The organism is Caballeronia sp. ATUFL_F1_KS39, from assembly GCF_023630985.1.
GTDB lineage: Bacteria > Pseudomonadota > Gammaproteobacteria > Burkholderiales > Burkholderiaceae > Caballeronia > Caballeronia zhejiangensis.
The window spans coordinates 59,085-84,663 of record NZ_JALQDZ010000017.1 but is presented as its reverse complement, the minus strand read 5'-3'; the positions used below and the strand labels follow the sequence as shown (position 1 = coordinate 84,663).

The 25,579-nt window shown below is 63.7% G+C and carries 26 protein-coding genes; 6 read left to right on the top strand and 20 right to left on the bottom strand.

Going from position 1 to position 25,579, the window contains the following annotated elements; genetic code table 11:
* Positions 1 to 307: 307 nt before the first annotated feature.
* On the top strand, positions 308 to 1,003 hold the full coding sequence (locus NCR93_RS10500; RefSeq protein ID WP_008342514.1) for a dienelactone hydrolase family protein: 696 nt from the start codon (positions 308 to 310) through the stop codon (positions 1,001 to 1,003).
* Between the two features lie 44 nt (positions 1,004 to 1,047).
* Here the strand turns inward: NCR93_RS10500 and NCR93_RS10495 are convergent, their stop codons facing one another.
* From NCR93_RS10495 to NCR93_RS10475, 5 genes are read right to left on the bottom strand one after another with little or no spacing between them, the layout of a single operon-like run.
* A complete protein-coding gene (locus NCR93_RS10495; RefSeq protein WP_033537192.1) occupies positions 1,048 to 2,157 on the bottom strand; it encodes an MraY family glycosyltransferase in 1,110 nt (369 codons plus the stop codon).
* 58 nt (positions 2,158 to 2,215) lie between these two features.
* Entirely contained in the window at positions 2,216 to 3,250 is a 1,035-nt protein-coding gene (galE, locus tag NCR93_RS10490; RefSeq protein WP_034472825.1) for a UDP-glucose 4-epimerase GalE, read from the bottom strand.
* Between the two features lie 25 nt (positions 3,251 to 3,275).
* Positions 3,276 to 4,415 (bottom strand): glycosyltransferase family 4 protein, encoded by a 1,140-nt coding sequence (locus tag NCR93_RS10485; RefSeq protein ID WP_034472774.1) that lies wholly within the window; start codon positions 4,413 to 4,415, stop codon positions 3,276 to 3,278.
* Positions 4,416 to 4,434: 19 nt separating this feature from the next.
* The gene (locus tag NCR93_RS10480; protein ID WP_175980397.1) at positions 4,435 to 5,241 is read right to left on the bottom strand and encodes a glycosyltransferase; all 807 of its coding nucleotides are present in this window, start codon (positions 5,239 to 5,241) and stop codon (positions 4,435 to 4,437) included.
* Positions 5,238 to 6,500 carry an oligosaccharide flippase family protein gene (locus NCR93_RS10475; protein ID WP_034472769.1) on the bottom strand — a complete coding sequence of 421 codons (1,263 nt, stop codon included), beginning with the start codon at positions 6,498 to 6,500 and terminating at the stop codon, positions 5,238 to 5,240. The genes NCR93_RS10480 and NCR93_RS10475 overlap by 4 nt, the downstream gene beginning before the upstream one ends.
* Positions 6,501 to 6,952: 452 nt before the next feature.
* Here NCR93_RS10475 and NCR93_RS10470 point away from each other — a divergent pair, with 452 nt between their 5' ends.
* The 5 genes from NCR93_RS10470 (at position 6,953) to NCR93_RS10450 (ending at position 12,765) form a co-directional block, all read left to right on the top strand.
* Positions 6,953 to 8,353: a phosphomannomutase/phosphoglucomutase gene (locus NCR93_RS10470; protein ID WP_008342501.1), complete on the top strand. Its 1,401-nt coding sequence runs from the start codon at positions 6,953 to 6,955 to the stop codon at positions 8,351 to 8,353.
* Positions 8,354 to 8,501: 148 nt separating this feature from the next.
* Positions 8,502 to 9,497 (top strand): lipopolysaccharide heptosyltransferase I, encoded by a 996-nt coding sequence (gene waaC / locus NCR93_RS10465; protein WP_034472764.1) that lies wholly within the window; start codon positions 8,502 to 8,504, stop codon positions 9,495 to 9,497.
* 47 nt (positions 9,498 to 9,544) lie between these two features.
* A complete protein-coding gene (gene kdoO, locus NCR93_RS10460; RefSeq protein WP_175980396.1) occupies positions 9,545 to 10,429 on the top strand; it encodes a Kdo hydroxylase KdoO in 885 nt (294 codons plus the stop codon).
* A 44-nt stretch (positions 10,430 to 10,473) separates the two neighbouring features.
* Positions 10,474 to 11,796, top strand: a complete 1,323-nt coding sequence (gene waaA / locus NCR93_RS10455) for a lipid IV(A) 3-deoxy-D-manno-octulosonic acid transferase (RefSeq protein ID WP_175980489.1) — start codon at positions 10,474 to 10,476, stop codon at positions 11,794 to 11,796.
* Between the two features lie 165 nt (positions 11,797 to 11,961).
* A complete protein-coding gene (locus NCR93_RS10450) occupies positions 11,962 to 12,765 on the top strand; it encodes an FkbM family methyltransferase (protein ID WP_175980395.1) in 804 nt (267 codons plus the stop codon).
* A 27-nt stretch (positions 12,766 to 12,792) separates the two neighbouring features.
* On the opposite strand, the gene ureG is transcribed toward NCR93_RS10450, so the two are convergent.
* The 15 genes from ureG to urtB form a co-directional block, all read right to left on the bottom strand.
* Positions 12,793 to 13,443 (bottom strand): urease accessory protein UreG, encoded by a 651-nt coding sequence (ureG, locus tag NCR93_RS10445; protein ID WP_034472760.1) that lies wholly within the window; start codon positions 13,441 to 13,443, stop codon positions 12,793 to 12,795.
* Between the two features lie 11 nt (positions 13,444 to 13,454).
* Complete coding sequence (locus NCR93_RS10440; protein WP_250532218.1) at positions 13,455 to 14,135, bottom strand: urease accessory protein UreF; 681 nt, start codon at positions 14,133 to 14,135, stop codon at positions 13,455 to 13,457.
* On the bottom strand, positions 14,122 to 14,715 hold the full coding sequence (ureE, locus tag NCR93_RS10435; protein WP_008342488.1) for an urease accessory protein UreE: 594 nt from the start codon (positions 14,713 to 14,715) through the stop codon (positions 14,122 to 14,124). Before ureE ends, NCR93_RS10440 begins: the two co-directional genes overlap by 14 nt.
* A 1-nt stretch (position 14,716) precedes the next feature.
* A complete protein-coding gene (gene ureC, locus NCR93_RS10430; protein ID WP_175980394.1) occupies positions 14,717 to 16,423 on the bottom strand; it encodes an urease subunit alpha in 1,707 nt (568 codons plus the stop codon).
* A gap of 12 nt (positions 16,424 to 16,435) precedes the next feature.
* On the bottom strand, positions 16,436 to 16,741 hold the full coding sequence (locus NCR93_RS10425; RefSeq protein WP_008342484.1) for an urease subunit beta: 306 nt from the start codon (positions 16,739 to 16,741) through the stop codon (positions 16,436 to 16,438).
* Between the two features lie 4 nt (positions 16,742 to 16,745).
* Positions 16,746 to 17,048: an urease subunit gamma gene (locus tag NCR93_RS10420; RefSeq protein ID WP_175980393.1), complete on the bottom strand. Its 303-nt coding sequence runs from the start codon at positions 17,046 to 17,048 to the stop codon at positions 16,746 to 16,748.
* A 99-nt stretch (positions 17,049 to 17,147) separates the two neighbouring features.
* Positions 17,148 to 17,867: an amino acid ABC transporter ATP-binding protein gene (locus NCR93_RS10415; RefSeq protein ID WP_008342480.1), complete on the bottom strand. Its 720-nt coding sequence runs from the start codon at positions 17,865 to 17,867 to the stop codon at positions 17,148 to 17,150.
* The gene (locus NCR93_RS10410; RefSeq protein WP_008342479.1) at positions 17,854 to 18,504 is read right to left on the bottom strand and encodes an amino acid ABC transporter permease; all 651 of its coding nucleotides are present in this window, start codon (positions 18,502 to 18,504) and stop codon (positions 17,854 to 17,856) included. The genes NCR93_RS10415 and NCR93_RS10410 overlap by 14 nt, the downstream gene beginning before the upstream one ends.
* On the bottom strand, positions 18,501 to 19,178 hold the full coding sequence (locus NCR93_RS10405) for an amino acid ABC transporter permease (RefSeq protein WP_034472752.1): 678 nt from the start codon (positions 19,176 to 19,178) through the stop codon (positions 18,501 to 18,503). Before NCR93_RS10405 ends, NCR93_RS10410 begins: the two co-directional genes overlap by 4 nt.
* Positions 19,179 to 19,196: 18 nt before the next feature.
* Complete coding sequence (locus NCR93_RS10400; RefSeq protein WP_008342474.1) at positions 19,197 to 19,985, bottom strand: transporter substrate-binding domain-containing protein; 789 nt, start codon at positions 19,983 to 19,985, stop codon at positions 19,197 to 19,199.
* Positions 19,986 to 20,157: 172 nt separating this feature from the next.
* Positions 20,158 to 21,018 carry an urease accessory protein UreD gene (locus NCR93_RS10395; protein ID WP_034472749.1) on the bottom strand — a complete coding sequence of 287 codons (861 nt, stop codon included), beginning with the start codon at positions 21,016 to 21,018 and terminating at the stop codon, positions 20,158 to 20,160.
* A gap of 32 nt (positions 21,019 to 21,050) precedes the next feature.
* The gene (gene urtE, locus NCR93_RS10390; protein WP_008342470.1) at positions 21,051 to 21,743 is read right to left on the bottom strand and encodes an urea ABC transporter ATP-binding subunit UrtE; all 693 of its coding nucleotides are present in this window, start codon (positions 21,741 to 21,743) and stop codon (positions 21,051 to 21,053) included.
* A 150-nt stretch (positions 21,744 to 21,893) separates the two neighbouring features.
* Positions 21,894 to 22,760, bottom strand: coding sequence for an urea ABC transporter ATP-binding protein UrtD (urtD, locus tag NCR93_RS10385; protein WP_008342468.1), 867 nt, complete (start codon positions 22,758 to 22,760; stop codon positions 21,894 to 21,896).
* Positions 22,757 to 23,950 carry an urea ABC transporter permease subunit UrtC gene (urtC, locus tag NCR93_RS10380; protein WP_175980392.1) on the bottom strand — a complete coding sequence of 398 codons (1,194 nt, stop codon included), beginning with the start codon at positions 23,948 to 23,950 and terminating at the stop codon, positions 22,757 to 22,759. Before urtC ends, urtD begins: the two co-directional genes overlap by 4 nt.
* 3 nt (positions 23,951 to 23,953) lie before the next feature.
* A complete protein-coding gene (urtB, locus tag NCR93_RS10375; protein WP_175980391.1) occupies positions 23,954 to 25,558 on the bottom strand; it encodes an urea ABC transporter permease subunit UrtB in 1,605 nt (534 codons plus the stop codon).
* Positions 25,559 to 25,579: the final 21 nt, after the last annotated feature.

The window sequence follows — 25,579 nt, the reverse complement described above, 5'->3', positions numbered from 1 at the left end:
GCTTGAGACCACTCAATATGCGCGATGTGCGTGCTACACGCCGGAACGAGGTGCCCCGCGATGCCGGGGAAGCAGGCCCACGAGGACGCGCGGTTCCGGCCGCGCGAGCCACTCGATAACAATCGACCCTCGCAGAAGGGAAATGGCATGGGCGGTTCGGCGCGACACGCATGCAAGGCCCCGATCGATCGATACGCTCGATTCATCCGGGGACTCGCGATCATCGCCGAGATGAGTGGTCCGCTTCGAGCGCGGCGCGGGAAAGTTTGGATATGATGGGCTCGCTTCATCATCCAGGAGACTTCCCATGTCCGAGACGCTCAGCATCTCCATCCCCGATGGCAATTTCGACGCTTACGTCGCATATCCCGCGCAAACGACCGCGCCGGCCGTGATCGTGATTCAGGAAATTTTCGGCATCAACGCCGACATGCGCGAAACCTGTGACGAATACGCGCGCCAGGGATACGTCGCGCTATGCCCCGATCTCTTCTGGCGGCTGGAGCCGAACGTCGAACTCACCGATCGCACCGAAGCCGAATGGCAGCAGGCGCTCAAGTACTACAACGCATTCGACGTGAACACGGGCGTCGAGGACATCGCGGCGACGATCGGTTTCGCGCGCGGACTCTCACAAGTGCAGGGCAAGATCGGCTCCGTCGGCTTTTGTCTCGGCGGCTTGCTCTCGTTCCTGACGGCGGCGCGCACGGATGTCGACGCATCGGTTTCGTACTACGGCGGCGGCACGGATCAATACCTCGCCGAACTGCCGAAGATCAAGGTGCCGCTCATGCTGCATCTCGCGGAAGAGGACGAGTTCATTCCCGCCGATGCGCGCAACCGCGTGCTGGCGGCGGTGAAGGGGCAGCCGAATGTCGAGGTGTACACGTATCCCGGCTGTCATCACGCGTTCGCGCGCAATCAGGGCGCGCATTACGACGCGGCGGCCGCGCAACTCGCCAACGGCCGCACCGCGGATTTCTTCGCAAAGCACCTGAAATAAGGCTTCGAATGAAAAACGCCGCCTGGAACTCAGGCGGCGTCGCTTCATTTCTTCACCGTGTGCGGCCGGCGAAACACGAGCCAGCGCGGTGATTTGAAGCGCACGATGCTCATGTAGAGCCACACGTAAGTTGCCGCGAACACGACGACGAAGCAGAACAGATGCACCGTATGCCGCCAGAAGAGCGTCGCGGGAATCACGGCGACGAGACACAGCAGCCACAGATACGGCGACGTCAGCGAATTGCGCCGCGTCAGCTCATGCGCGTTTTTCACGCCGACGGCCCAGCGCATCAGACGCTTGTAGACGAGCATATGCAGATGCACGCCGTCTGGAATGCCCGGCGAAATGCCGCGAATGAACTTCTTGCGATAGATCGAGAAGCACGTCTCGAAGATCGGATACATGAAGAGCAGCACCGGATACCACGCGGAGACATCGCGGTTGCGCATCACGAGCATGATCGAGAGTTCGCCCAGCATGAAGCCGACGAAGTACGCGCCGCCGTCGCCGAGAAAGATCAGCCCGGCGGGGAAGTTCCAGATGAAGAAGCCCATCACCGCGCCCATCATGATGAGCGAACCGGAAAGCACGATCGGATCGTGCACCTGGAACGCCACATAGGCGAGCGAGGCGAACATCATGAAGCTGACCATCGATGCGAGGCCGTTGAAGCCGTCGATGATGTTCACCGCGTTGGCGAGCGCCGCGACGGCGAGCACCGTCACCGCGCATGAAATGACCGCGTAGGACAACAGGAAATCGAGCGGCGGCACGCTGATGCGCGTGACCGCGATGTTCAGGAACGCATAGGCGAGGCCCGCGGCGGCCATCGTGCAGACGAGGCGCGCGAGCGGCGAGACGCGCTTGGTCAGGTCTTCGATCAGCCCGGAGAGAAACGCCGGCAAGCCGCACGCGACGATGCCGAGAATGCCGCCCGATACGGCCGGATAGCCCCATCGCAACTGCACGGCCGATGCCGTGAGCCCGCAGATGATGCCCACGCCGCCGATGCGCGGAACGGGCCGCGCGTGAAACTTCTGCACGCCGGCGAGATCGGTGTCGCCGAGCACGCCCTCCTGCAGGTGTGCGAAGCGCACGATCAACAAGGTCACGAAGAGCGAGACCAGAAAAGCAAGCGCGAAACTGAGCATGAAATAGAACCGATGGAAAAAAGCGGCGCCGCGCGCAAAGCGCAGCGCCTCGACGCTTTTAAGCGAACCCTTGCGGATTCTGCGACTGCCAGCGCCAGTGATCCGCGCACATGCGTTCGATGCCATGCTCCGCGCGCCAGCCGATCAGTTCCGCCGCGGCGGCCGGATCGGCGTAGCAGGCGGCGATATCGCCCGGACGGCGCGGCACGAGCTCATACGGAACCGGCTTGCCCGACGCCGCCTCGAACGCCTTCACGACATCGAGCACGCTATAGCCTTGCCCGGTGCCGAGATTCACGACGAAGCTGCGGTCGAGCTTCTTGAGCGCATCGATGGCCGCGATATGCCCGCGCGCCAGATCCACGACGTGGATGTAATCGCGCACGCCGGTGCCGTCGTGCGTATCGTAATCGCTGCCGAACACGCGCAGTTGCGCGAGCTTGCCGACGGCCACTTGCGCCACATACGGCATCAGGTTGTTCGGAATGCCCGCCGGATCTTCGCCGATCAAACCGCTCTCGTGCGCGCCGACCGGATTGAAATAGCGCAGCGTCGCGATGCGCCACGACGGATCGGACACTTCGAGATCGCGCAGGATCTGCTCGGCGATGAGCTTGCTCTGGCCGTAGGGGTTCGTCGCGGAAAGCGGAAACGATTCGTCGATCGGCACGCTCTTCGGCACGCCATACACCGTCGCCGACGAGCTGAACACGAAGTTGCGCACGCCGCGCGCTTTCATGACCTTGAGCACCGCGAGCAGGCTGCCGATGTTGTTCTCGTAGTACTCGATGGGCTTCGCGACCGATTCGCCCACGGCCTTCAACGCCGCGAAGTGGATCGCGCCGGTGATCGCGTGCGCGTCGAAGATGCGGTTGAGCGCGGCTTCGTCGCGGGCATCGGCTTCATAAAACGTGACGCTCTTGCCCGTGATGCGCTCGACGCGCTTCAACGACTCCGCGCGACTGTTGACGAGATTGTCGATGACCACGACGCCATAGTCCGCGTCGAGTAGTTCGACGCACGTATGCGAACCGATGAAGCCCGCGCCGCCGGTGACGAGAATCGTGCCCTTCGTCGGCTGATTGCCATTCATCTTGTGCTCTCCCGATTGCATGAAATCAAAGTGAAATGCCGGTAATGGCATGTATTGTGCCCTTGTAGCGTTCGACGACATTTTTTTCGTCGAATTCGCTCGCGACCTTTTCGCGGCCGCGCCGCGCCATGGCGGCGCGCTCGTCGGCGGAGAGCGTCAGCATGCGCTCGAGCGCTTCGGTCAGGCTGTCGGCGCTTTTGACCTCGCAGAGCAGGCCGTTCACGCCGTCCTCGACCACTTCGCGGCAGCCGGGAACGTCGGTGGCGACGATCGGGCGGCCCATCGCCGATGCCTCCATCAGCGTGCGCGGCACGCCTTCGCGATACGAAGGCAGCACGACGCAATCCGCCGCGGCGACGAGCGGCCGCACGTCGTTCGCTTCGCCGAGATATTCGACGATATGCTCCGCTTCCCACTTTTCTACGTCGGTGCGGCTGATCGCGCTCGGATTGTCGACGCCGACCGGCCCGAGCAACTGAAAACGCGCGTGCGGAAACTTCGCGCGAATCCTGCGTGCGGCTTCGACATATTCCGCCACGCCTTTATCCCACAACAGACGGCCGATCAGGATGAACACGAAATCCTCGCGCGCGGGCAGCGGCTCGAACGCGAATTCGTCGAGATCGACGCCTTCGCCATGCAGACGCCGCGCGCGATCCGGATGCGCGAGCAGATTCTCGTGCAGGAAGGCTTCGTGATCGTCGCGATTGAGGAACCACACTTCGCGCGGAAAGCGGAACGCGAAACGGTACAGCCGCTTCGCGACCTGCGCCGTGCGGCTCTTCTGGATGAAGACGTAGCCGAGACCCGTCGTCACCGCGATCGACGGCACGCGCGCGAGCATCGCGGCAAGCGAGCCGTAGATGTTCGGCTTGATCGTATAGTGAAACACGATATGCGGACGCGTCGCACGATATTCGCGAAAGAGCGCGGCGAGCGTCCTGAGGTCATCGCGCGGATCGGTGCTTTTCGATGCGACCGGCAACTCGACGCAGCGGCAGCCCATTTCGGTGAGCGGCTCGAAGGTGCGGTCGCGCGGCGCGATGATCGTGACTTGCGCGCCGCGCGCGGTCAGCATGCGCAGCACGCCTTGCCGGTAGGTATAGATCGCCCACGCCGTGTTGCACACGAGGGCGATACGAAGCTTCGACTTTTCTTTGGTCATCCGGAAGTCAGGAATAGGTTCACGCGGCGGATGCGCGCTTCAGCAAGCGCGCCTTCAATCCACGCAACGCGCGATACGGCAAAACGAGATGCGCGATGCTCTTCGCGACGCCCGCCCAGTCGAGCGGATTGGTCACGCGCAAATGGCGCAGTTGCAGACGCAGTGTCGACATGATTTGCGCACGCCGTTTGGTCGCGCTGATGCCGCTTTCGTTCAGTTCGTAGAAGAGACCGAACTCCGGCAGATTCGCGCCGTCGTGCCGTTGTAGCAGACGCAGGATCAGATCGAGATCCTCGGCGGCGCGATACTGCGCGCGATAGTTGCCCGCTTCGATCACGGCGTCGATGCGCAGCATCAGCGACGGATGCGTGAAGCATGTGCGCGCGAGCATCATGCGGCGGATCGCGGCGGGATCGGCGGGCGGCGTGAGATCGAAGAGCGGCGCGCCATCGGTCGATACGACGTGCGTCCACATGCCGAGCACCGCGACGCGCGGATGCGCCTCCATATACGCGCGCTGCTTCGCGAGGCGAGCGGGCGTCGCGAGATCGCCTGCGTCGATGCGCGCCGCGTAACGGACGCCTCGCGCGTGCAGCGCCGCGATGCCCGCTTCGAGCGCGCGCTCGATGCCGCCGTTTTTCGGCATGCGCAGAATGTCGATGTTCATGCCGTCGATGACGGGCGCGACGATAGGCGGCGTGCTGCCATCGTCGACGATGAGCACGTTCACCATCGACGTTTCGCGAAACGACGCGAGCGTGCGTTCGACATCGGCCTGGCCGTTGAACGCGGGCATCAGCACGGCGACATCGTGGAGTTCGTTCATGCGCGCAGCCGAAAACGGATGTAGTAGAAATTCACCGATGCCGCCGCGACATAACCCGCCGCGAGTCCGATCAGCGCGCCGTAGCCTTCCATGCGCGGTATCGCGAACCAGTTCACCGCGAACGCGACCGCGAGCGCGAAAAGCCATTTCGACAGCAGCACATACTTCGCCTGATATTTCAGCACGACGAGATTGCCGATCGCTTCGATGCCCGCGGGCACCGAAAGCCACACGGCCCAGCGGAAGATGTCCGCCGCGCCCGCGTAATTCGGTCCGAACACGCGCGCGATGATGAAGCCCGCGAGCGCATCGAGGACGGCCGCGCCTGCGATCATCAGCGCGGCGGTCATCGCGAAGAGGCGCACGAGATTGCGCTTCAGGCGCGCGGTTTCCTGCACGCGATACACGAACGCCGGCGCGATGGTCTGCGAGAGCATCAGCGCGAGCGCGATCCAGTTCTCGTTCAACTGCTGCGCGGCGGAGTAAAGCCCGAGTTCCGCGAACGACACGCGATGCGCGAGCATCAGCCGGTCGAGCTTCAGGAACAGATACATGCAGATGAGGCCGAGCCAGAACACCGTGCCCGCGCTCGCGAAATGTCTGAACAGTGCGCGGTCGAAACGCCAGCCGAGCGTGCCGCCGTGACGGCGCACGTAGTACGCGACGAGCGCGGCGCTGATCGCCGCGGCTTCGAGCGCCCAGAGCCAGCCGAAGCTCGACGGCGCGGCCGCGATGCGCACGAGCGCGAAGACGAGCGCCGCCTTGACGATGGCCGCCGCCATGCTCGCGATGAGCTGCGGCTTGCTGTAGGTGAGGCTTTGCAGCCACGAATTGACGACGCCGATGAACGGCTCGCGAAAGAGCATCGTGACGGCGAGTCCGGCGAGCATCAGCCCGACCATCGGGTCGGTGCCGCCGGCGGCGATCCAGATCCACGTTACGCAGAGTGCGACGACCGACACGCCCATGCGCAGCACGAACGCGCTGCCGAGTACGGCGCCGGTATCGGCGGGCTTGCGGTTGACGATCGTCGGCACGAGAATCTCCGCGCCGCACACCCACGTGATCGGCGCGATGACGAGCAGCAGCGTGTTCGCGTATTGCCATTTGCCGAAGTCGTCCGGGCCGAGGTAGCGCGCGAGCAAACCGGAGATGACGATGGCGACCGCGATCTGCGTGAGCCGCTCCAGCCCGAGCCAGACGATGTTGGCGAGCGCGCGGGCGACGTCCGGATTGCCGGAGCGCGTGAGCGCCTTCATGCGGTGAAGCGCTCGGCGTAATCGGGCACGGCGCGTGCTACCCAAGCCTGACCGCCTCGCGCAAACGAGCGATCGGTCAAGTTTTGTGTGTTTGCACGCAGACGCGCCTCATTCGAAGGCATCGAGGCGAAAGAGCGTTTGAGCATTGGATTAGAATGAACGCGCACGCTCCAACCGGCTTCGTCAGAGCGAGCGCAACCACCAGAGCGCCGAAAGACAGCGATTATAAGTGCGATCCGTGGGCCGCCCGCTGCGCCGGTTTTGCATCCATTTGCTTCGAATTGTTTCTTTCGTATTGGTTTACCAGACGCATAGGCAGAATTCGATACGTCATCTGGCAGTCGTTCGCGCGCGCTGTGCATTGCAGCGGCGCGCCAACCGTCACGACCTGCATGCCCTCATGGCTGCATCGCCGAGAAACCATCAATTAATAGAGAGGAGGTAGCCATCTCATGAGCCAAGTTTCCCAATCCATCTTCAAGGCCTACGACATTCGCGGGATCGTCGGCAAGACGGTCGACAAGGACGTCGCTAAGAGCATCGGCCAGTCGTTCGGCAGCGAGATCAAAAAGCAGGGCGGCGATTCGGTCGTGGTCGCGCGCGACGGTCGTCTCTCCGGTCCCGAACTGGTCGGCGCACTCTCGGATGGCCTGCGCGCGGCGGGCGTCGATGTCGTCGATATCGGCATGGTGCCGACTCCGGTCGGCTACTTCGCGGCGAGCGTGCCGCTGCCGTTGCCTTCGGGCGAGCGTCGCGTCGATTCGTGCATCGTCGTGACGGGCAGCCACAATCCGCCCGACTACAACGGCTTCAAGATGGTGCTGCGCGGCGCGGCCATCTACGGCGATCAGATCCAAGGCTTGTACAAGCGCATCGTCGATAACGACTTCACGACGGGCGAAGGCACGTACACCGAATTCGACGTGTCGCAAATGTATCTCGACCGCATCGTGTCGGACGTGAAGCCGGTGCGCGCGATGAAGATCGTCGTCGATACGGGCAACGGCGTCGCGGGCGGTCTCGCGCCGCGTCTTTTCAAGGCGCTCGGCTGCGAGCTGGTCGAACTCTTCACGGAGATCGACGGCAACTTCCCGAATCATCATCCGGATCCGGCGCATCCGGAGAATCTGCAGGACGTCATCAAGGCGCTCAAGGAAACGGACGCGGAAGTCGGCTTTGCGTTCGATGGCGATGGCGACCGTCTCGGCGTCGTTACGAAGGACGGGCAGGTCATCTATCCGGATCGCCAGTTGATGCTGTTCGCGCAGGAAGTGCTGTCGCGCAACAAGGGCGGCCAGATCATTTACGACGTGAAGTGCACGCGCAATCTCGCGAAGTGGGTGCGCGAGCAGGGCGGCGAGCCGGTCATGTGGAAGACCGGCCATTCGCTTGTGAAGGCGAAGCTGCGTGAAACGGGCGCGCCGCTCGCGGGCGAAATGAGCGGCCACGTGTTCTTCAAGGATCGCTGGTACGGCTTCGACGACGGTTTGTACACCGGCGCGCGTATGCTCGAAATCCTGTCGCGCGTGGCCGATCCGAGCAAGCTGCTCAACGATCTGCCGAATTCGCTTTCCACGCCTGAACTGCAATTGAAGTTGCAGGAGGGCGAGAATTTCGAGCTGATCGCGCGTCTGCAGAAATCGGCGAAGTTCACTGGCGCGGACGACGTGCTGACGATCGACGGTTTGCGTGTCGAGTACCCGGATGGGTTCGGGCTGGCGCGTTCGTCGAATACGACGCCGGTCGTCGTGATGCGTTTCGAAGCGGACAACGACGCGGCGCTTAAGCGCATTCAGGAAGATTTTCGTCGGGTGATTCTGGCGGAGAAGCCGGACGCGCAGTTGCCGTTTTAAGTATTGCGGGCGTCACTCGATGCCCGGTGAAAAGCGGCGCAATCGAATCGATTGCGCCGCTTTTTTTGCTTATCCGATGAACGCGCCGCGCTAAAATCCCCGTTTTCCTGCTCACCGCGCCGCGCCGTCCGCGCTTCTCCATCTCAGCGTGCAAAAGATCCTGATCGTCCGCGTGTCGTCGCTTGGCGACGTCGTCCACAACATGCCGGCCATCGCCGACATCCGCCGCCGCTATCCCGATGCGCAAATCGACTGGCTCGTCGAGGAAAGTTTCGCGAGTCTCGTCGAACTCGTACACGGCGTGCGCCGCGCGATTCCGTTTTCGCTCAGGCGCTGGCGCAAGGCGTTCACGTCGCCGGCGAACTGGCGCGAGATCGGCAAGTTCAAGCGCGAGCTCGCCGCCGAAAAATACGATCTCGTCATCGACTGCCAGGGTCTCATCAAGACCGCGTGGGTCGCGAGCTGGGCGCGCGGGCCGCTCGTCGGCCTCGGCAATCGCACCGACGGCGCGGGCTACGAATGGCCGGTGCGCTTTTTCTACGACCGGCGCGTGCCGATCGAACCGCGCACGCACGTCGTCGAGCGCACGCGGCAACTCGTGGCGGCGGCGCTCGACCTGCCGAAGCCGCAAACGACCGACGACATCGACTTCGGCCTCGACACGCGACGCGCGACGCTTGCCGTCTCCGCGCTCGGGCTGAATCTTCCCGTGCCTTACGTCGTGTTCGTGCACGCCACCTCGCGCGCCGACAAGCAATGGCCCGAAGCCGCGTGGATCGAACTGGGCCAAGCGCTCGTGACGCGCGGCGCGTCGATCGTGCTGCCGTGGGGCAGCGAGGCCGAACGCGCAACGAGCGAAAAGCTCGCGAAGGAATTCGGCGCGGCCGCGATCGTGCCGCCGAAGATGTCGCTGCCCGCGGTCGTCGGGCTGATCGACGGTGCCGCGGCGACCGTCGGCGTCGATACCGGTTTGGTGCATATCGCCGCGGCGCTGAAGCGCCCGACCGTCGAGTTGTACAATTTCTCGACCGCATGGCGCACCGGCGGCTATTGGTCGCCGAACGTCGTCAATCTCGGCGACGCGAGCCGGCATCCGACGCTTTCCGAAGTGAAGACCGCGCTCGCGGGCTTCGGCCTGCTGTAGTTTTCACCGCGCTGCGCTGTGTGCGGGCAACTCAAGGTCGTAGACACATGACGGAATCTCAAATCATCGAAGTCGCCTCGGGCGATTGGCAAGGCAAGAACCTGTCCGTGCCGCGCGAGACGCTGCTCGCCGGCGTCGAAAACGGCAAAGTGCTGTATTTCCCCAACCTGCGCTTTCCGATCGAAGGCGGCGAGCTTTCGCTGCTCGATCCGGGCATCGCGGATCCGAAGCGCAAGAACATCAGCCTCGCGCCCAACGGCGGCGCGTTGAACGGCGTGCTCGGCGACAGCGTGATGCAGTCGGCGGTGCGCTCGCTCATCAAGCGCTATCAGGATCATGCGCGTTCGCTCGTCGACGGGCTCTTTCCCGAATACGACGGAAAGCTGCGCGTCGCGCCCACGAGCCTCAGGCTGCGTCAGGTCGAGACGCGCGAAACATCCTGGCGAAAGGACGATGCCCGTCTTCACGTCGATGCCTTCCCGTCGCGGCCAACGCACGGCGAGCGCATCTTGCGCGTGTTCACGAACATCAATCCGAAAGGCGCGCCGCGCGTGTGGCGCGTCGGCGAGCCGTTCGAGGACATGGCGAAGCGTTTCCTGCCCGGCATCAAGGCGCAGGCGCCCGGCTCGGCGTGGCTGATGAATCTGCTGCACATCACGAAGTCGCCGCGCAGCGAGTACGACCATCTCATGCTGCATCTGCATGATGCGATGAAAGCCGATCTCGACTATCAGAAAAATTCGCCGCAGGAGACGATGCCGTTTCCGCCCGGCTCGGTGTGGGTCTGCTTCTCCGATCACACCTCGCATGCGGTGATGTCCGGCCAGTTCATGATGGAGCAGACCTTCTTCCTGCCCGTCAAGGCGATGGCGCGCCCCGATCACGCGCCGCTCGGCATTCTCGAACGCCTGAAGGGCCGGGCGCTCGTTTGAGCGGCGCCGCCTCGTCCGCCGCTACGCCGGGCGCATCGGCTTCCGTGCTCCGGCTCGTCTATCGCGCGCTCTGGTGGATCGTCGCGCCGCTCGCGGTGCTGCGGCTCTACATCCGTTCGCGAAAGGAGCGCGGTTATCGCGAGCATATCGGCGAGCGTTTCGGCCACATCGCGCCGCGCCGCGCCGACGATCTCGCGCCGCTCATCTGGGTGCACGCGGTGTCCGTCGGCGAGACGCGCGCGGCGCAGCCGCTCATCGACGCGCTGATGAAAGCGCATCCCGAAGCGCGCGTGCTGCTCACGCACATGACGCCGAGCGGCCGCGCGACCGGCGTCGAGCTTTTCGGCGACCGCGTGTTGCGCAGCTATCTTCCCTACGATCTGCCCATTCTCGTGCGACGCTTTCTGCGCGCGTGGCGGCCGTCGCTCGGCATCGTGATGGAAACGGAAGTCTGGCCGACGCTCATCGACGAATGCAAACGCGCCGACGTGCCGCTCGTCTTGACGAACGCGCGCATGTCGGAACGTTCGTACCGGCGCGCGGCGAAGTTCGGGCGCGCGGTGCGCGAGGTGTTCGGCGGCTTTTCGCGTGTGCTCGCGCAGACGCCGTCCGATGCCGAGCGGCTCACCGCGCTCGGCGCGCGCAATGTCGCCGTGCTCGGCAATCTGAAGTTCGACATGACCGCGCCGCCCGAACTGGTCGCGCGCGGTCACGCGTGGCGCGCGGCGATCGGCGAGCGGCCCGTGTGGGTCGCGGCGAGCACGCGCGAGGGCGAGGAAACGCTCGTGCTGCGCGCATTCTCGGCCCTCAACGTGCCCGATGCGTTGCTGATTCTCGTGCCGCGTCATCCGCAGCGTTTCGACGAAGTGTCCGCGCTGATCGCGAGTCTCGGGCTGACGAGCGCGCGCCGGTCGGTGTGGGCGCCGAAGCCCGTCGCGGCGGGCTCGGGCGCGGACGTGCCCGAGCCGTTGCCGGCGAGCGTGCAGGTCTTGCTCGGCGATTCGATGGGCGAGCTCGGCGCGTATTATGCGGCCGCGGATCTGGCGTTCATCGGCGGAAGTCTGTTGCCGCTCGGCGGGCAGAATCTGATCGAAGCGTGCGCGGCAGGTGTGCCGGTGCTGATCGGCCCGCACACGTTCAACTTCACGCAGGCGACCAACGATGCGATCGCGGCGGGCGCGGCGCTGCGCGTGCAGGATCCGCAGGAGCTCGCGCGCGGTCTGCGCGAGATTTTCGGCGACAAGGCGCGGCGTCTCGCGATGAGCGCGGCGGCTTCGGCGTTCGCGGCGCGGCATCGCGGCGCGACGGAGCGTACCGTGAGCGTGCTGAGCGCGCTGCTTGAAGAGGACAGCGACGCGGCGAAGTGATCCGACGCGATCTCGCTGTTTCCTGCCGCCAACTGCGCTTTTCCTCAGATGAATCTTGCGAAGTAAGTTCGGAGGATAATGAACTTCCTCGAGCCGATCCTTTCGAACGCATAACAAGCGGCCGGGGGCCTGCGAACGTGCTTCCAATTTTCTTCGAGGACGCGCATGCAAGATCTCATCAAGTCCGTCGTCAAGGACATGTTGCCGCCAAGACTGTTGCGCCTGCTGCGGCCATCCCCAGGACCGACCGATGCATGGGGCACCGTCCGTTACGGCGCGCATGGCCTGATTCTTCCCGGCAATCGGCGCTTCGAATACCGGCCTTGTCCGGCGGATCGCTCGGTTTGTCGGCAGATCTTCATTCTTCGCGAATACGCGACGGATCATCTCATGCGCGCGAAGGAAATCGCCGCGTTCTATGAGGCTTGCGAAAATCCGCTGATCGTCGATGCGGGCGCCAATATCGGCGCCGCCGCAGTGTGGCACGCGCTCACTTATCCGAAAGCCAAGATCGTCGCCATCGAGCCGGACATATCGAATTTCGCGCTGCTCAACAAGAATGCACAGGCGTTTCCGTCGATCAAACCGCTCAACGCCGCGATCGCGGCCAAGCGCGGCACGCTTTATCTGAACGATCCGGGCGGCGGCGAGTGGGCGTTTCGCACCGCGGAGCAGCCCACCGAGAAAGGCTATGCCGTCGATGCGCTCACGCTCGAAGACGTGATGCCGTCCGGCACGACGCCGTTCATCCTGAAGATCGACATCGAAGGCGCGGAGGCCGACCTGTTCTCGCGCCATTGCGATGCGCTGAACATGTTTCCGGTCATCATCATCGAGCTGCACGACTGGATGCTTCCCGGCGAATCGAACAGCCGCAACTTCCTGCAATGGCAAGTCGCGATGAAGCGCGACTTCGTGCAGGTCGGCGAGAACGCGGTCTCGATATCGAATTCGATCGCGCTGCCGTAACGCGTTGTCGTCACGCGATTTTCCGCGTCAAGCCAGCAGCAAACCCTTCTTCTCGATGAAGCGGATGACTTCGTCGAGCCCATCGAGCGCCTTCAGATTGCACATCACGAAGGGCCGCTCGCCGCGCATCTTCTTCGCGTCGCTCGCCATGATGTCGAGATTCGCGCCGACGTGAGGCGCTAGATCGGTCTTGTTGATGACGAGCAGATCCGACTTCGTGATGCCAGGCCCGCCTTTGCGCGGAATCTTCTCGCCGCCCGCGACATCGATCACGTAGATAGTCAGATCGGAGAGTTCGGGGCTGAAAGTCGCCGCGAGGTTATCGCCGCCCGATTCGATGAACACGATATCCGCATCCGGAAACTTCGACACCATGCGATCGACGGCTTCGAGATTGATCGACGCATCTTCGCGGATTGCCGTATGCGGGCAGCCGCCCGTCTCGACGCCCATGATGCGCTCGGCCGGCAGCGCGCCCGCGACGGTCAGCAGGCGCTGATCTTCCTTCGTGTAGATATCGTTGGTGATGGCGACGAGATCGTATTTCTCGCGCATCGCCTTGCAGAGCATTTCGAGCAGCGTGGTCTTGCCGGAGCCGACCGGCCCGCCGACACCGACACGCAACGGCGGCAGTTTCTTGGTTCGGCGAGCGGCGGAAGAGTAAGCGGGAGCGTTCATGGAGTGTCGGTTCAGGAGCGGAAAAGCCGCGAATATTGCGATTCGTGCCGCGCGGACAAAACGCCGAGCTGCGGCGCGAAGGTGTTGATGTGTTGAGGCGCTGTATCGAGCGCGCGGCGCACGGCGGCATCGATCGGCTCGCGCAACGCGACGATGATGCGCTGTCCCGCGAGCTGGCCGAGCGGCACGGCCTTGAGCGCGGCGGCCGCCTGATTCTCGACCCAGCTGAATGCGTAGCCCGCGAGCGCGGCGTCGGGTGCCGCATCGTGCGCGAACGCGGCGAAGGCGAAGGCGGTCGGCTGCGCGATCGGCTTGATCGCGGCGAGCGTCGCGCGGCGTGCTTCGTCGCCCCATTCGAGCGACACGCACAACTGCGCGAGCGACCAGCCCATCTGCTCCGTTTCGCGTCGCAGTTCCGCCGATTCGCGGCTCGCGATGTATTCATCGTTCGCGGCGCTCAGCGCGGCTTCGTCGTGCGAACGCCAGTGTTCGATCTGATGCGCGAGCATCGGCAATTCGCCGCGCGCGAGCACGCTGGAAAGGCCGCTCGCGATCCAGTCGCGCGCGCTGTCGCCGTCGTGGATCAGGCCGTGCTCGATCGCCGCTTCGAGCCCTTGCGAATAGCTGAACGCGCCGATCGGCAATGCCGGCGACGCGAGATGCAACAGCGCGGTGAGCTCAGCGATGCGCATGGCCGTGGTGATGATGACCGTGATCGTGACCATGATCGTGGCCGCACGACGAATGATCGTGATCGTGCCCGTGATGCTCGTCGAATACCTTCTGCGCGAGCGCGTAGTCTTCGCTGAACGTCTCGTCGTGGCCGTGCTTGTGTCCGCCGCCGTACGCGCCCGTTTCGGGCTGGAACGGCTGCGATTCGTGCGCGACGAGCACGCCTAAGCGCTTCAGCATGTCTTCGAGCACGGGATCGGCTTCGAGCTTCAGATACTCCGCGCCGACTTCGACCGGCGTATGCCGGTTGCCGAGGTGATAGGCCGCACGCGTCAAGAGACGCACGCTCGGCGCACGCACGATGAGCACGTCCTCCGCCGCCGCGACGACGCGCACGAAGCCGCCGTCGTCGGCGACGAGCATGTCGCCATCCGCGAGCACGGTGCCGCGCGGCATGACGAGGGCGACTTCCTCGCCGTTGTCGAGCGTGGCGGCGAGGCGGCTCTTGCAGCGCGCATCGAAGGGAAGAGTCAGCGTGGGCGCGCGTTTTTTGAGGACGTCGGCAAGCTTCGCGGTCAGACGTTTGTCGATGGTACGCATATCAGAACAAGAAGTAACGCTGCGCCATCGGCAGAACGGTGGCGGGATCGCATGTGAGCAATTGTCCGTCGGCGATCACCTGATAGGTCTGCGGATCGACGCTGATGGACGGCTGCCATGCATTGTGAATCATGTTGGCCTTCGTCACATTGCGGCAGTTCCTGACCGCGACGATCTGCTTTTGCAAGCCATAACGATCCGCGATGCGCGCCTCCATCGCCATCTGCGATACGAATGTCAGCGACGTCTTGCCAAGCGCGCCGCCGCGCGTCGCGAACATCTCGCGATAATGCACCGGCTGCGGCGTCGGAATGGACGCGTTCGGGTCGCCCATCTGCGCGACCGCGATCATGCCGCCCTTGACGATCATCGCGGGCTTCACGCCGAAGAACGCGGGTTCCCAGAACACCAGATCGGCCCACTTGCCCGGCTCGATCGAGCCGACTTCATGCGCGATGCCGTGCGTGATTGCCGGATTGATCGTGTACTTCGCGACATAGCGCTTCGCGCGGAAATTATCATTACGCGCGCTGTCTTCGGGCAACGCGCCGCGCTGCACCTTCATCTTGTGCGCGGTCTGCCATGTGCGAATGATGACTTCACCGACGCGGCCCATTGCTTGGGAATCCGAAGAAAGCATCGACAGCGCGCCGAGATCGTGAAGGATGTCCTCGGCCGCGATGGTCTCGCGACGAATCCGCGATTCCGCGAACGCGATGTCTTCCGCGATAGACGGATCGAGGTGATGGCACACCATCAGCATGTCGAGATGCTCATCGAGCGTGTTGACGGTGTAGGGGCGCGTCGGATTCGTGGAAGAGGGCAGCACGTTCGATTCGCCCGCGACCTTGATGATGTCCGGCGCATGGCCGCCGCCCGCGCCTTCCGTGTGATACGTGTGGATCGTGCGGCCCTTGAACGCGGCGATGGTCGTTTCGACGAAGCCCGCTTCGTTCAGCGTGTCGGTGTGGATGGCGACTTGCGTGTCGGTGTCGTCGGCGACGCTCAAGCAATTGTCGATCGCGGCGGGCGTCGTGCCCCAATCCTCGTGCAGCTTCAGGCCGATCGCGCCCGCTTTCACCTGCTCGATCAGCGGCTCCGGCAGGCTCGCGTTCCCCTTGCCGAGAAAGCCGAGATTGACGGGCCAGCCGTCGGCGGCCTGCAGCATGCGCTCCATGTGCCACGGGCCCGGCGTGCAGGTTGTCGCGTTGGTGCCGGTCGCGGGGCCGGTGCCGCCGCCGAGCATCGTCGTGACGCCGCTCGCGAGCGCTTCGTCGATCTGTTGCGGGCTGATGAAGTGAATGTGCGTATCGACGCCGCCCGCCGTCACGATCATGCCTTCGCCCGCGATCACTTCCGTCGCCGCGCCGATCGCGATGTTCACGTTCGGCTGAATGTCCGGATTGCCCGCCTTGCCGATGGCGAAGATGCGTCCACCCTTGATGCCGATATCGGCCTTCACGATGCCCCAGTGATCGAGGATCAGCGCATTGGTCACGACGGTATCGACGACGTCGGCGGCGGGGCGCTGCGACTGGCCCATGCCGTCGCGAATCACCTTGCCGCCGCCGAACTTCACTTCTTCGCCGTAGGTCGTGAAGTCGCGTTCCACTTCGATGATGAGATCGGTGTCGGCGAGGCGCACGCGGTCGCCGGTGGTCGGGCCGAACATTTCCGCATAAGCGCGGCGGCCGATGCGTAGCGTCATATCTGTCCTTTTTTAGAGCGGGCCCATGACGAGCGCGTTGAAGCCGTACACATGGCGATCGCCGGCCAGCGCGACGAGTTCGACGGTGCGTTCCTGACCGGGTTCGAAGCGGACTGCCGTGCCCGCCGCGATGTTCAATCGGAAGCCGCGCGCCTTCTCGCGCTCGAATTTGAGCGCCGCGTTGACTTCGTAGAAGTGGAAGTGCGAGCCGACCTGCACCGGCCGGTCGCCATGATTCGCGACGACGACCGTAACCGTCTCGCGGCCCGCATTGAGCTCGTGCTCGCCATCGTCGATGAAATATTCGCCGGGGATCATGGTGTCAGGGAATCGGATGATGAACGGTGACGAGCTTGGTGCCGTCGGGGAAGGTCGCTTCGATCTGGATGTCGGGAATCATCTCGGGCACGCCTTCCATCACGTCGTCGCGCGTGAGCAGCGTGCTGCCGTAGTGCATGACTTCGGCGACGGTCTTGCCGTCGCGCGCCGCTTCCATCAATGCCGCCGATATGAACGCGACCGCTTCCGGATGATTGAGCTTGAGGCCGCGCGCGCGGCGACGCTCGGCGAGCAGGGCCGCTGTGAAGATCAGCAGCTTGTCCTTTTCTCTGGGCGTGAGTTTCATGGGCTTCTTCTATGGAGAAAAGTGTTTCGGGCTTTGCAATGCTAGCACCGGAATGCCGCGTCTCATGCGCTTTTAAGGGGCTTTCGGTAGGCTTTCGGCTTACTGGATGAAGCGCTGCAACTCCACGGTCGACGGCCGCTCGAAGATGGCGTCCGGCGCGCCCGATTCCCACACGCGCCCCTGATGCATGAACACGACCTTGTCGCTCACCTTGCGCGCGAAGCGCATTTCGTGCGTGACCATGATGAGCGTCATGCCGTCGCGCGCGAGGTCTTCGACGACCGCTAGCACTTCGCCGACGAGTTCGGGATCGAGCGCCGATGTGATCTCATCGCAGAGCAGCACGGTCGGCTTCATCGCAAGTGCGCGCGCGATCGCGACGCGTTGCTGCTGACCGCCCGAAAGCTGATCGGGAAAAGCATCGAACTTGTCGCCGAGACCGACGCGTTCGAGCACGGTATGCGCCGTCGCGCGCGCCTTCGCCCTGTGGATCTTCCTGACGACGGTCTGCGCGAGCATCACGTTTTCGCCCGCGGTGAGATGCGGAAAGAGGTTGTACTGCTGAAACACCATGCCGACTTTCAGCCGCAGCGCGCGCAGGTCGGCATGACGCGCATCGATATGCTCGCCGTCGATTTCGATCGAGCCTTCGTCGATGCTCTCCAGACCGTTGAGCGTGCGCAGCAACGTGCTCTTGCCCGAGCCGCTGCGCCCGATGATCGACACGACTTGTCCGCGCTCGACGGCGAAGTCGATGCCCTTCAGCACCTGATTCGCGCCGAACTGCTTCTGAAGATTGCGGGTTTCAACGAGCGGCATTCCATTTCCTTTCGAGCGTGCGCGCATAGCGCGTCAGCGGATAGCAAAGCAAGAAGTAGATAACGGCGACGAGCCCATACACGAGAAACGGCCGGAAAGTTGCGTTCGAAATCATCGTGCCAGCCTTCGTCAGTTCCGTGAAGCCGATGATCGATACGAGCGCCGTATCCTTCACCGCCTGCACCGCGAAGCCGACCGTCGGGCCGACCGCGATGCGCGTCGCTTGCGGCAGGATCACATGACGAAGCTGCTCCATGTAACTCATCGCGAGCGACGACGATGCTTCCCACTGGCCCTTCGGCACCGCTTCGACCGCGCCGCGCCAGATCTCCGCGAGATACGCGCTCGTGAAGAGCGTGAGACCGACGCTCGCCGCGAGCCACGGCGACACGTCGATGCCGAGCAAGGGCAGGCCGAAGAACACGAGGAACAACTGCATGAGAAGCGGCGTGCCCTGAAAGAGCTGGATATAGCCTTTGACGAGCATGCGCAGCACTTGCGATTTCGACACGCGCATGACGAGCAGCACGAAGCCGACGATGCCGCCCAGCACGAACGACACGATCGACAGCACGACGGTCCAGCGCGCCGCGAGCAGCAGGTTCTCGAAGATCTGCGCGAGCGTGAATTCGATCATCGCGCGGCGCTCCGGTGATTCATCAGAAAGCGCTTGCCCATGGCGTTCAATGCGGCGCGCAGAGCGAGCGCCATCACGAGATACGCGGCCGTGATGAAGAAGCACGTCTCGAACGCGCGGAAGTTGCGCGACTGGATATAGCTCGCGGCATACGTGAGATCGGGCACCGATATCTGCGAGACGACCGCCGAGCCGAGCATCGTGATGACGATCTGGCTCGTCAATGCGGGGAACACTTTGGCGAGCGCTTGCGGCAACACGACATGACGGAACGTCTCGCCACGCGACATCGCGAGCGATGCCGCCGCTTCGAGATGACCCTTCGGCACGGCGGCGACGCCCGCGCGCACGATCTCGATCGAGTACGCGCCGAGATTGAGCGTCATCGCGAGAATGGCCGCGACGTATTCGCTGAGATGAATGCCGAGCGCGGGCAGGCCGAAGAATACGAAGAACAGTTGCACGATGAACGGCGTGTTGCGGACCGCTTCGACATAGGCGCCGACGATCGCCGCGAGCCACGCATGCCGGCTGTTGCGCGCGGCGGCGCCGAGCACGCCGACCGACACGCCGAGCGCCGTCGAGACGGCGGTCAGCGCGAGCGTGGTCGCCGCGCCGCTCGCGAACATGCCCGCGTACTGCGCGAGATCGGCGAATTGAAGTTCATAGGCCATACGATGCCGCGCTCCCGATCAAAGGGTCGCGGGCAGCGGCTGGTTGAACCACTTCTTCGACATCGTGTTGAGCGTGCCGTCCTTCTTCGCCTGCGCGATGGTGTCGTCCACTTTCGACATCAGGCGCGGCTCGTTCTTGTTCATGCCGACGAAGCACGGCGAATCCTTGATGATGAACTTCGCTTCCGGCCGGCGCGGCGGATTCTTCGACAGGATCGCCGCCGCGACGATGTTGCCCGCCGCGATCAGTTGCACCTGTCCCGAGAGAAAGGCCGAGATGGTCGCGTTGTTGTCCTCGAAGCGCTTGATGGTCGCGTTGGGCGCCATCTGCGAGAGCGCGATCTCTTCGAGCGCGCCGCGCGTGGCGCCGACGGTCTTGCCGGTGAGATCGGCGGGGCTCGTCACCTTGATGTCGGCGGGGCCGAACACGCCTTGGAAGTAGGGCGCGTAAGCCGTCGAGAAGTCGAGCACCTTCTCGCGTTCCGGCGTCTTGCCGAGCGACGAGATCACGAGATCGACCTTGTTGGTCGTCAGATACGGGATGCGGTTCGCGCTGTTGACGGGCACGAGTTCGAGCTTCACGTTCATCGACTTGGCGAGCAGCGCGGCCATGTCGACGTCGTAGCCTTGCGGTTTCATGTCGGCGCCGACCGAGCCGAAGGGCGGATAGTCTTCGGGCACGGCGACGCGCAGCGTGCCGTTCTTCGCGATGGTGTCGAGCGCGTCGGCATGCGCGGCGAGAGGCGCGAGGGAAAGCAGCAGCGCGACGAGTGCGGTGCGCCGCGTGCGGGAAAAAGTCGTGAGCATCGATGATCCTTCGGTCTTGAACGGCCGCGTTGGAATGCGCGGCTCTCGAGCGAAGGCTTAAAGCGAGAGTCGTGCCATCGATGCCTATTTCTTATGCTGTCAGCGTTTGCCGGTTACGCATATATCGCCGCGCACAACGGATGTGCAGACGCGTGCGCTTCGTTGGTGCGTACTAGGTAGTCCACAAACGCAGAGGTCGCGCATCGACGCCATGCACGAGCGGACGAAGACGCGACCAGCAATCGGTGAGTGCGTTTTGCAGCGGTTCCATGGAGCGGCTGATCGCGCGCACGATCAGCACGCCCGGCGCGACGCACGATGCGCCCGCGCGGAGCTCATCGTCGAAGGGAAGATGTGCGGCGAGGGTCTCGGCGAGGGCATCGTCGCATGCGGGGCCGATCGCCCAGAGCGTGCCGTAAGCGGGGAAGCCCGCGAGACCTTGAGCGGAGTCGCGCAGCGGATCGCGCGCATCGAGCAGCGTGCGTTCGAACCAGAGCGTCGAACCATTGCGATGCGCGATACGCGATGTCGCCTTGATTTGCCCTTGCGTCCACTTTTCGCCGGCGGCGGCGCGCCCGAGCAGCATTGCGTCCCAGCCGATCGCGCTCGCGCCTTCATCGAGTGTCAGGTTGAATTCGAGTTCGACGTTCGACGATTCGAACACGATGTTGTTTTGCGGAAGCCAGTCGAGCCTGGCGTGCGCGGCGAGATCGATATCGATGCGCTGCGTCGCGAGCTTGCCGTTGGCCTTGTACCACTTGGTCGCGCCGGGCGTCGTGATGACGGCGTGCGTGTCTTGGTGCAGACGAACGTCGATGGAAAGACGATCGCCGCCCGCGACGCCGCCGGGCGGGTGCACGATCACCGAATGACAGATATCGCCTTCGGGATAGAGCGGCCGTTGCAGCCGCAATGGGCCTTCGTGCTTGCGATGAACGCAGACGGTGCGGCCGTGCTGACGCGCGTAGCCGAGTTCGAGCGAGCCGCGCCAGATGTTCGGATCGGCGAGTGTTGCGTGCGATTCGTGGTGCATGAGCGATGCGTTTTTCTAGAGCGGAGCCTCGATCATACGGCGATCAGCTCGCGCACTCCATGCGCGTCCATTTCCGAGCCCGCGCCGCCCGCGACGATTTCGCCGCGGCTCATGACCCAGTATCGATCGGCGAGTTCGCGCGCGAAGTCGTAATACTGCTCGACGAGCAGGACCGTCATGCCCATTTCGTCGACGAGTTGCCGAAGCGTTCGGCCGATATCGCGGATGATCGATGGCTGAATGCCTTCGGTCGGCTCGTCGAGGATGAGCAGTTGCGGCTCGCTCATCAGCGCGCGGCCGATTGCGAGTTGCTGTTGTTGACCGCCGGAGAGATCGCCGCCTCGGCGGTTCTTCATGTCTTTGAGGACGGGGAACAGCGCGTAGATGTGATCGGGAATCTTCGATGGCGCTTTGCGGCTCGCTGCGCCGACGAGCAGGTTTTCTTCGACGGTGAGACGGCCGAAGATGTCGCGGCCTTGCGGCACGTAGGCGAGGCCGTTTGCGACGCGCGCGTGGGTGGGCATCGAGGAGAGCTTGTTGCCGCGCCAGGCGATGGTGCCGCTTTTTGTCGGGACGACACCCATCAGGCAGCGAAGGAGCGTCGTTTTGCCCACGCCGTTGCGGCCCAGCAGGACGGTGAGTTTTCCATCGGGGACGGTGAGTTTCACATCGCGGAGGATGTGGCTGCCGCCATAGTATTGGTTCAGGTTTTCGACTTCTAGCATTTGCTTTGTCTCTTGGTCTGCGCTTGTTTGCTTACGCTTGCGTGGAGTCCTGTGATCGCGTCGGTCTATTAGCACTGCCCCGCACAGGGGCAACGCTAATCGACCACTAAGAAAACAGGCTTCCACGACGACCCACGCCGACATAAAACACTAACGCCCAAGATAAGACTCAATAACGGCCTCGTCCCGTTTGACGTCATCGAGCGTGCCTTCGGCAAGAACACTCCCCTCAGCCATAACAGTAACCTTCCCGCTATCCCCCGAAAGCGCAGCAACAAACTCCATATCATGCTCGACGACCATCATCGAACACGACCCACGCAGCTTGTTGAGCAACTCCGCGAGTTCCATCGTTTCATGATCGGTCATGCCGGCCGCAGGCTCATCGAGCAGCAAGAGAGCAGGCTGCTGCATCAACAACATGCCGATTTCGAGCCGCTGCTTCTGCCCATGCGACAACTCGCCCGCAAGCCGCGTCGCCTGATGCTGAAGGCGAATCAGCTCGAGCGTCTCTTCGATGCGAGCCTGCGCGGCACCATCCAGCCGCGCCCTCAACGATGCGAACCAGCGCTTGTCCGTCTTCATCGCGAGTTCGAGGTTCTCCCACACCGGATGATTCTCGAACACAGTCGGCTTCTGAAACTTGCGCCCGATGCCCGTGCGCGCAATCACCGGCTCCGACATGCGCGTGAGATCGAACGTCTGCCCGAGAAAAACCTTGCCGTCGTCGGGACGTGTCTTGCCGGTGATGACATCCATCATCGTCGTCTTGCCCGCGCCGTTCGGGCCGATCACGCAGCGCAACTCGCCCACATCGATCGACAACGTCAGCTTGTTCAGCGCGCGAAAGCCGTCGAAGCTCACGGTGACGTCCTCGAGATAGAGGATCGTGCCGTGCGATACATCGATCTCGCCGGGCGCGAGCACATGCCCCAGGCCCGACGACACGTTGATGTTCTTGTGGCTCGTCTCCGGAATCGGCGGCAAATCCACGATCAATGCGTTATGTGCAGTCATTCGGCAGCGTCTCCATGCGCCTTCTTGCGGCGCGCGAGATCGATCAGTCCCATGATGCCGTTCGGCAGAAGCAAGGGCACGAGCGTGAAGATGAGGCCGAGGAAAAACAGCCAATACTCCGCGAAATAGGCGGTGAAAAAGCTCTTCGCGCCGTTGACGGCGAACGCGCCGACGATCGGTCCGATCAGCGTGCCGCGTCCGCCGACCGCGACCCAGATCGCCATTTCGATCGAGTTCGCGGGCGACATCTCGCTCGGATTGATGATGCCGACCTGCGGCACATACAACGCGCCCGCGATGCCGCACAACACCGCCGACACCGTCCAGATGAAGAGCTTGTACGCGAGCGGGCTATAGCCGAGGAACATCAGGCGCGCTTCGCCGTCGCGCACGCCGGTGACCACTCGCCCGAGCTTCGACGTGACGATCCATCTCGCCGCGAGAAACGCGAGCACGAGCACCGCGAACGTGATGAGAAAGAGGGCGGTGCGCGTGCCCGGATGCGTGATTGGAAAGCCCGCGATGCGCTTGAAGTCGGTGAAGCCGTTGTTGCCGCCGAAGCCCATTTCGTTGCGATAGAAAAGCAGCATCGCGGCGAAGGTCATCGCCTGCGTGATGATCGACAGATACACGCCCTTCACGCGCGAGCGGAACGTGAAGAAGCCGAACACCCACGCAAGCACGCCAGGCACGAGGACGACGAGCAACAGCGCATACCAGAGATGTTCCGTGCCCTCCCAGTACCACGGCAGCTTGTGCCAGTCGAGAAACACCATGAAGTCGGGAAGATCGCTTTGATACGTCCCCTCGCGGCCGATCGAGCGCATCAGGTACATGCCCATCGCGTAGCCGCCGAGCGCGAAGAAAAGCGCATGGCCCAAGCTCAGAATGCCGCAATAGCCCCATACGAGGTCGAGCGCGAGCGCGCCGATTGCGTAGCACATGAGCTTACCGACGAGCGTCATCGCATAAGCCGAGAGATGGAACGTGCTCGTTTCCGGCAGCACGAGCGCGCTGACGGGCACGAAGATCACCATCGCGATGATGAGCGCGATCAACGCGAGCCAGCCTTTCTTCGGCAAGAGCGCGGCGCGCGGCGGCAGGCCGAGCGCGAAGCCCGCGCGCGCCGCGCCCGGATCGGGTTGCGGCGTGACGTCGAGGTTCGTGCCGACATTGGTCGAGGCGGTCATGTCTCAAGCCTCCGCGCTGCGGCCCTTGAGGGCGAACATGCCCTGCGGACGCTTCTGGATGAACAACACGATGAGCACGAGCACCGCGATCTTCGCGAGCACCGCGCCCCAGAACGGCTCGACCGCCTTGCTGACGAGCCCGAGCCCGAAGCCGCCGATCACCGTGCCCGCGAGCTGGCCGACGCCGCCGAGCACCACCGCCATGAACGAATCGATGATGTAGCTCTGGCCGAGATCGGGCCCGACGTTGCCGATCTGCGAGAGCGCGCAGCCGCCGAGTCCCGCGATGCCCGCACCGAACGCGAACGCGTACGAATCGACACGCGCTGTCTTGACGCCGACGCACGCGGCCATGCGGCGGTTCTGCGTCACCGCGCGCACGAAGAGGCCGAGGCGCGTCTTCGTGAGCACGCCCCACGCGATCGCGACGACGGCGAGCGAGAACGCGAGGATCGTCAGACGGTTGTACGGGAGGATGAGGTTCTGCATCACGGTGACGCCGCCGCTCATCCACGAGGGATTCGTCACCTGCACGTTCTGCGCGCCGAAGAGCGTGCGCGTCGCCTGAATCAGGATCAGGCTGATGCCGAAGGTCGTCAGCAGCGTTTCGAGCGGACGTCCGTAGAGATGCTTCAGCACGAGCCTTTCGAGCACGATGCCGACGAGCCCCGCGGCGATGAACGACGCAGGCACCGCGAAGAGCGGATACCAGTTGAACGCGGCGGGCGCGTAATGCTGCACGAGGTTCTGCACGACATAGGTCGCATAGGCGCCGATCATCAGGAACTCGCCGTGCGCCATGTTGATGACGCCGATCAGCCCATATGTGATCGCAAGCCCGAGCGCCGCGAGCAGCAGCACGCTGCCGAGCGAGAGGCCCGCGAAGATCGTGCCGAAGATTTCGCTGCGGCGCTGAATCGAATCGAGTGCGTAGATGCCTTCCTGAGCCGCGTTGCGTACGCGTTCGTCGGGTTCGTTGAACGTGCCGTCGGCCTTCTTCGCGACGATCGGGCGCAGCAGTTCGTACATGTCGAGGTCATGGCGCGCCGCGACGAGTTGCGCGGCTTCGAGACGCCTGTTCACGTCGGGATCGTGCAGCGCGGTCATCGCCCAGAGCGTGTCGAGGCGCTTCTTTAGTTCGGAATCCTTTTCGATGGCGCGGGCGCGGTCGATCATCGGCTTCATCGATGCGTCCGGGTTCTTCAGCAACGCAGCGATGGCGTCGCGGCGTTTGGCCATATCGGGCGATGCGAGCTGCAGCCCCGACAACGCGCCCGCGACCTTCGTGCGCAGCAGATTGTTCAGCGTGATCGGCTGCGCATCGGGCGCTTCGGCGGTCTTGCCGGTGATCGCGTCCTTCGTGCCGTCATCGGTCTGAATGTAGACGTGACCGTTATCGGTCGCGACGAGCGAGCCATCGGACAGCGCGCCGAGCACGGCGATGGAAGGCGCATCGGCATTGGCAATCAGCTTGTCGATGGCGGCGGTCTTGGCTTCGAAGTCGTCGCCGGCGAGCGGGGCGAGATCGTCGTTGGTGAGCGCGTGGGCCGCGAGCGACGTCATCGCGAGGATGAGCGCAAAGAGCGCGCGCTTGAGGGAGCCGGTCATGTGGGCCTTTCCGTTAGAACT

What these genes read in the sequence shown, in the direction of transcription:
- ureE (WP_008342488.1), bottom strand. Translation starts at nt 14,715, where the DNA reads ATGCGTACCATCGACAAACGTCTGACCGCGAAGCTTGCCGACGTCCTC.
- urtB (WP_175980391.1), bottom strand. Translation starts at nt 25,558, where the DNA reads ATGACCGGCTCCCTCAAGCGCGCGCTCTTTGCGCTCATCCTCGCGATG.
- NCR93_RS10470 (WP_008342501.1), top strand. Translation starts at nt 6,953, where the DNA reads ATGAGCCAAGTTTCCCAATCCATCTTCAAGGCCTACGACATTCGCGGG.
- NCR93_RS10450 (WP_175980395.1), top strand. Translation starts at nt 11,962, where the DNA reads ATGCAAGATCTCATCAAGTCCGTCGTCAAGGACATGTTGCCGCCAAGA.
- NCR93_RS10485 (WP_034472774.1), bottom strand. Translation starts at nt 4,415, where the DNA reads ATGACCAAAGAAAAGTCGAAGCTTCGTATCGCCCTCGTGTGCAACACG.
- NCR93_RS10500 (WP_008342514.1), top strand. Translation starts at nt 308, where the DNA reads ATGTCCGAGACGCTCAGCATCTCCATCCCCGATGGCAATTTCGACGCT.
- NCR93_RS10405 (WP_034472752.1), bottom strand. Translation starts at nt 19,178, where the DNA reads ATGGCCTATGAACTTCAATTCGCCGATCTCGCGCAGTACGCGGGCATG.
- kdoO (WP_175980396.1), top strand. Translation starts at nt 9,545, where the DNA reads ATGACGGAATCTCAAATCATCGAAGTCGCCTCGGGCGATTGGCAAGGC.
- ureC (WP_175980394.1), bottom strand. Translation starts at nt 16,423, where the DNA reads ATGACGCTACGCATCGGCCGCCGCGCTTATGCGGAAATGTTCGGCCCG.
- NCR93_RS10400 (WP_008342474.1), bottom strand. Translation starts at nt 19,985, where the DNA reads ATGCTCACGACTTTTTCCCGCACGCGGCGCACCGCACTCGTCGCGCTG.
- NCR93_RS10395 (WP_034472749.1), bottom strand. Translation starts at nt 21,018, where the DNA reads ATGCACCACGAATCGCACGCAACACTCGCCGATCCGAACATCTGGCGC.
- urtE (WP_008342470.1), bottom strand. Translation starts at nt 21,743, where the DNA reads ATGCTAGAAGTCGAAAACCTGAACCAATACTATGGCGGCAGCCACATC.
- NCR93_RS10410 (WP_008342479.1), bottom strand. Translation starts at nt 18,504, where the DNA reads ATGATCGAATTCACGCTCGCGCAGATCTTCGAGAACCTGCTGCTCGCG.
- NCR93_RS10440 (WP_250532218.1), bottom strand. Translation starts at nt 14,135, where the DNA reads ATGCGCATCGCTGAGCTCACCGCGCTGTTGCATCTCGCGTCGCCGGCA.
- urtC (WP_175980392.1), bottom strand. Translation starts at nt 23,950, where the DNA reads ATGACCGCCTCGACCAATGTCGGCACGAACCTCGACGTCACGCCGCAA.
- galE (WP_034472825.1), bottom strand. Translation starts at nt 3,250, where the DNA reads ATGAATGGCAATCAGCCGACGAAGGGCACGATTCTCGTCACCGGCGGC.
- NCR93_RS10415 (WP_008342480.1), bottom strand. Translation starts at nt 17,867, where the DNA reads ATGCCGCTCGTTGAAACCCGCAATCTTCAGAAGCAGTTCGGCGCGAAT.
- urtD (WP_008342468.1), bottom strand. Translation starts at nt 22,760, where the DNA reads ATGACTGCACATAACGCATTGATCGTGGATTTGCCGCCGATTCCGGAG.
- NCR93_RS10495 (WP_033537192.1), bottom strand. Translation starts at nt 2,157, where the DNA reads ATGCTCAGTTTCGCGCTTGCTTTTCTGGTCTCGCTCTTCGTGACCTTG.
- ureG (WP_034472760.1), bottom strand. Translation starts at nt 13,443, where the DNA reads ATGAACGCTCCCGCTTACTCTTCCGCCGCTCGCCGAACCAAGAAACTG.
- NCR93_RS10420 (WP_175980393.1), bottom strand. Translation starts at nt 17,048, where the DNA reads ATGAAACTCACGCCCAGAGAAAAGGACAAGCTGCTGATCTTCACAGCG.
- NCR93_RS10480 (WP_175980397.1), bottom strand. Translation starts at nt 5,241, where the DNA reads ATGAACGAACTCCACGATGTCGCCGTGCTGATGCCCGCGTTCAACGGC.
- NCR93_RS10425 (WP_008342484.1), bottom strand. Translation starts at nt 16,741, where the DNA reads ATGATCCCCGGCGAATATTTCATCGACGATGGCGAGCACGAGCTCAAT.
- NCR93_RS10475 (WP_034472769.1), bottom strand. Translation starts at nt 6,500, where the DNA reads ATGAAGGCGCTCACGCGCTCCGGCAATCCGGACGTCGCCCGCGCGCTC.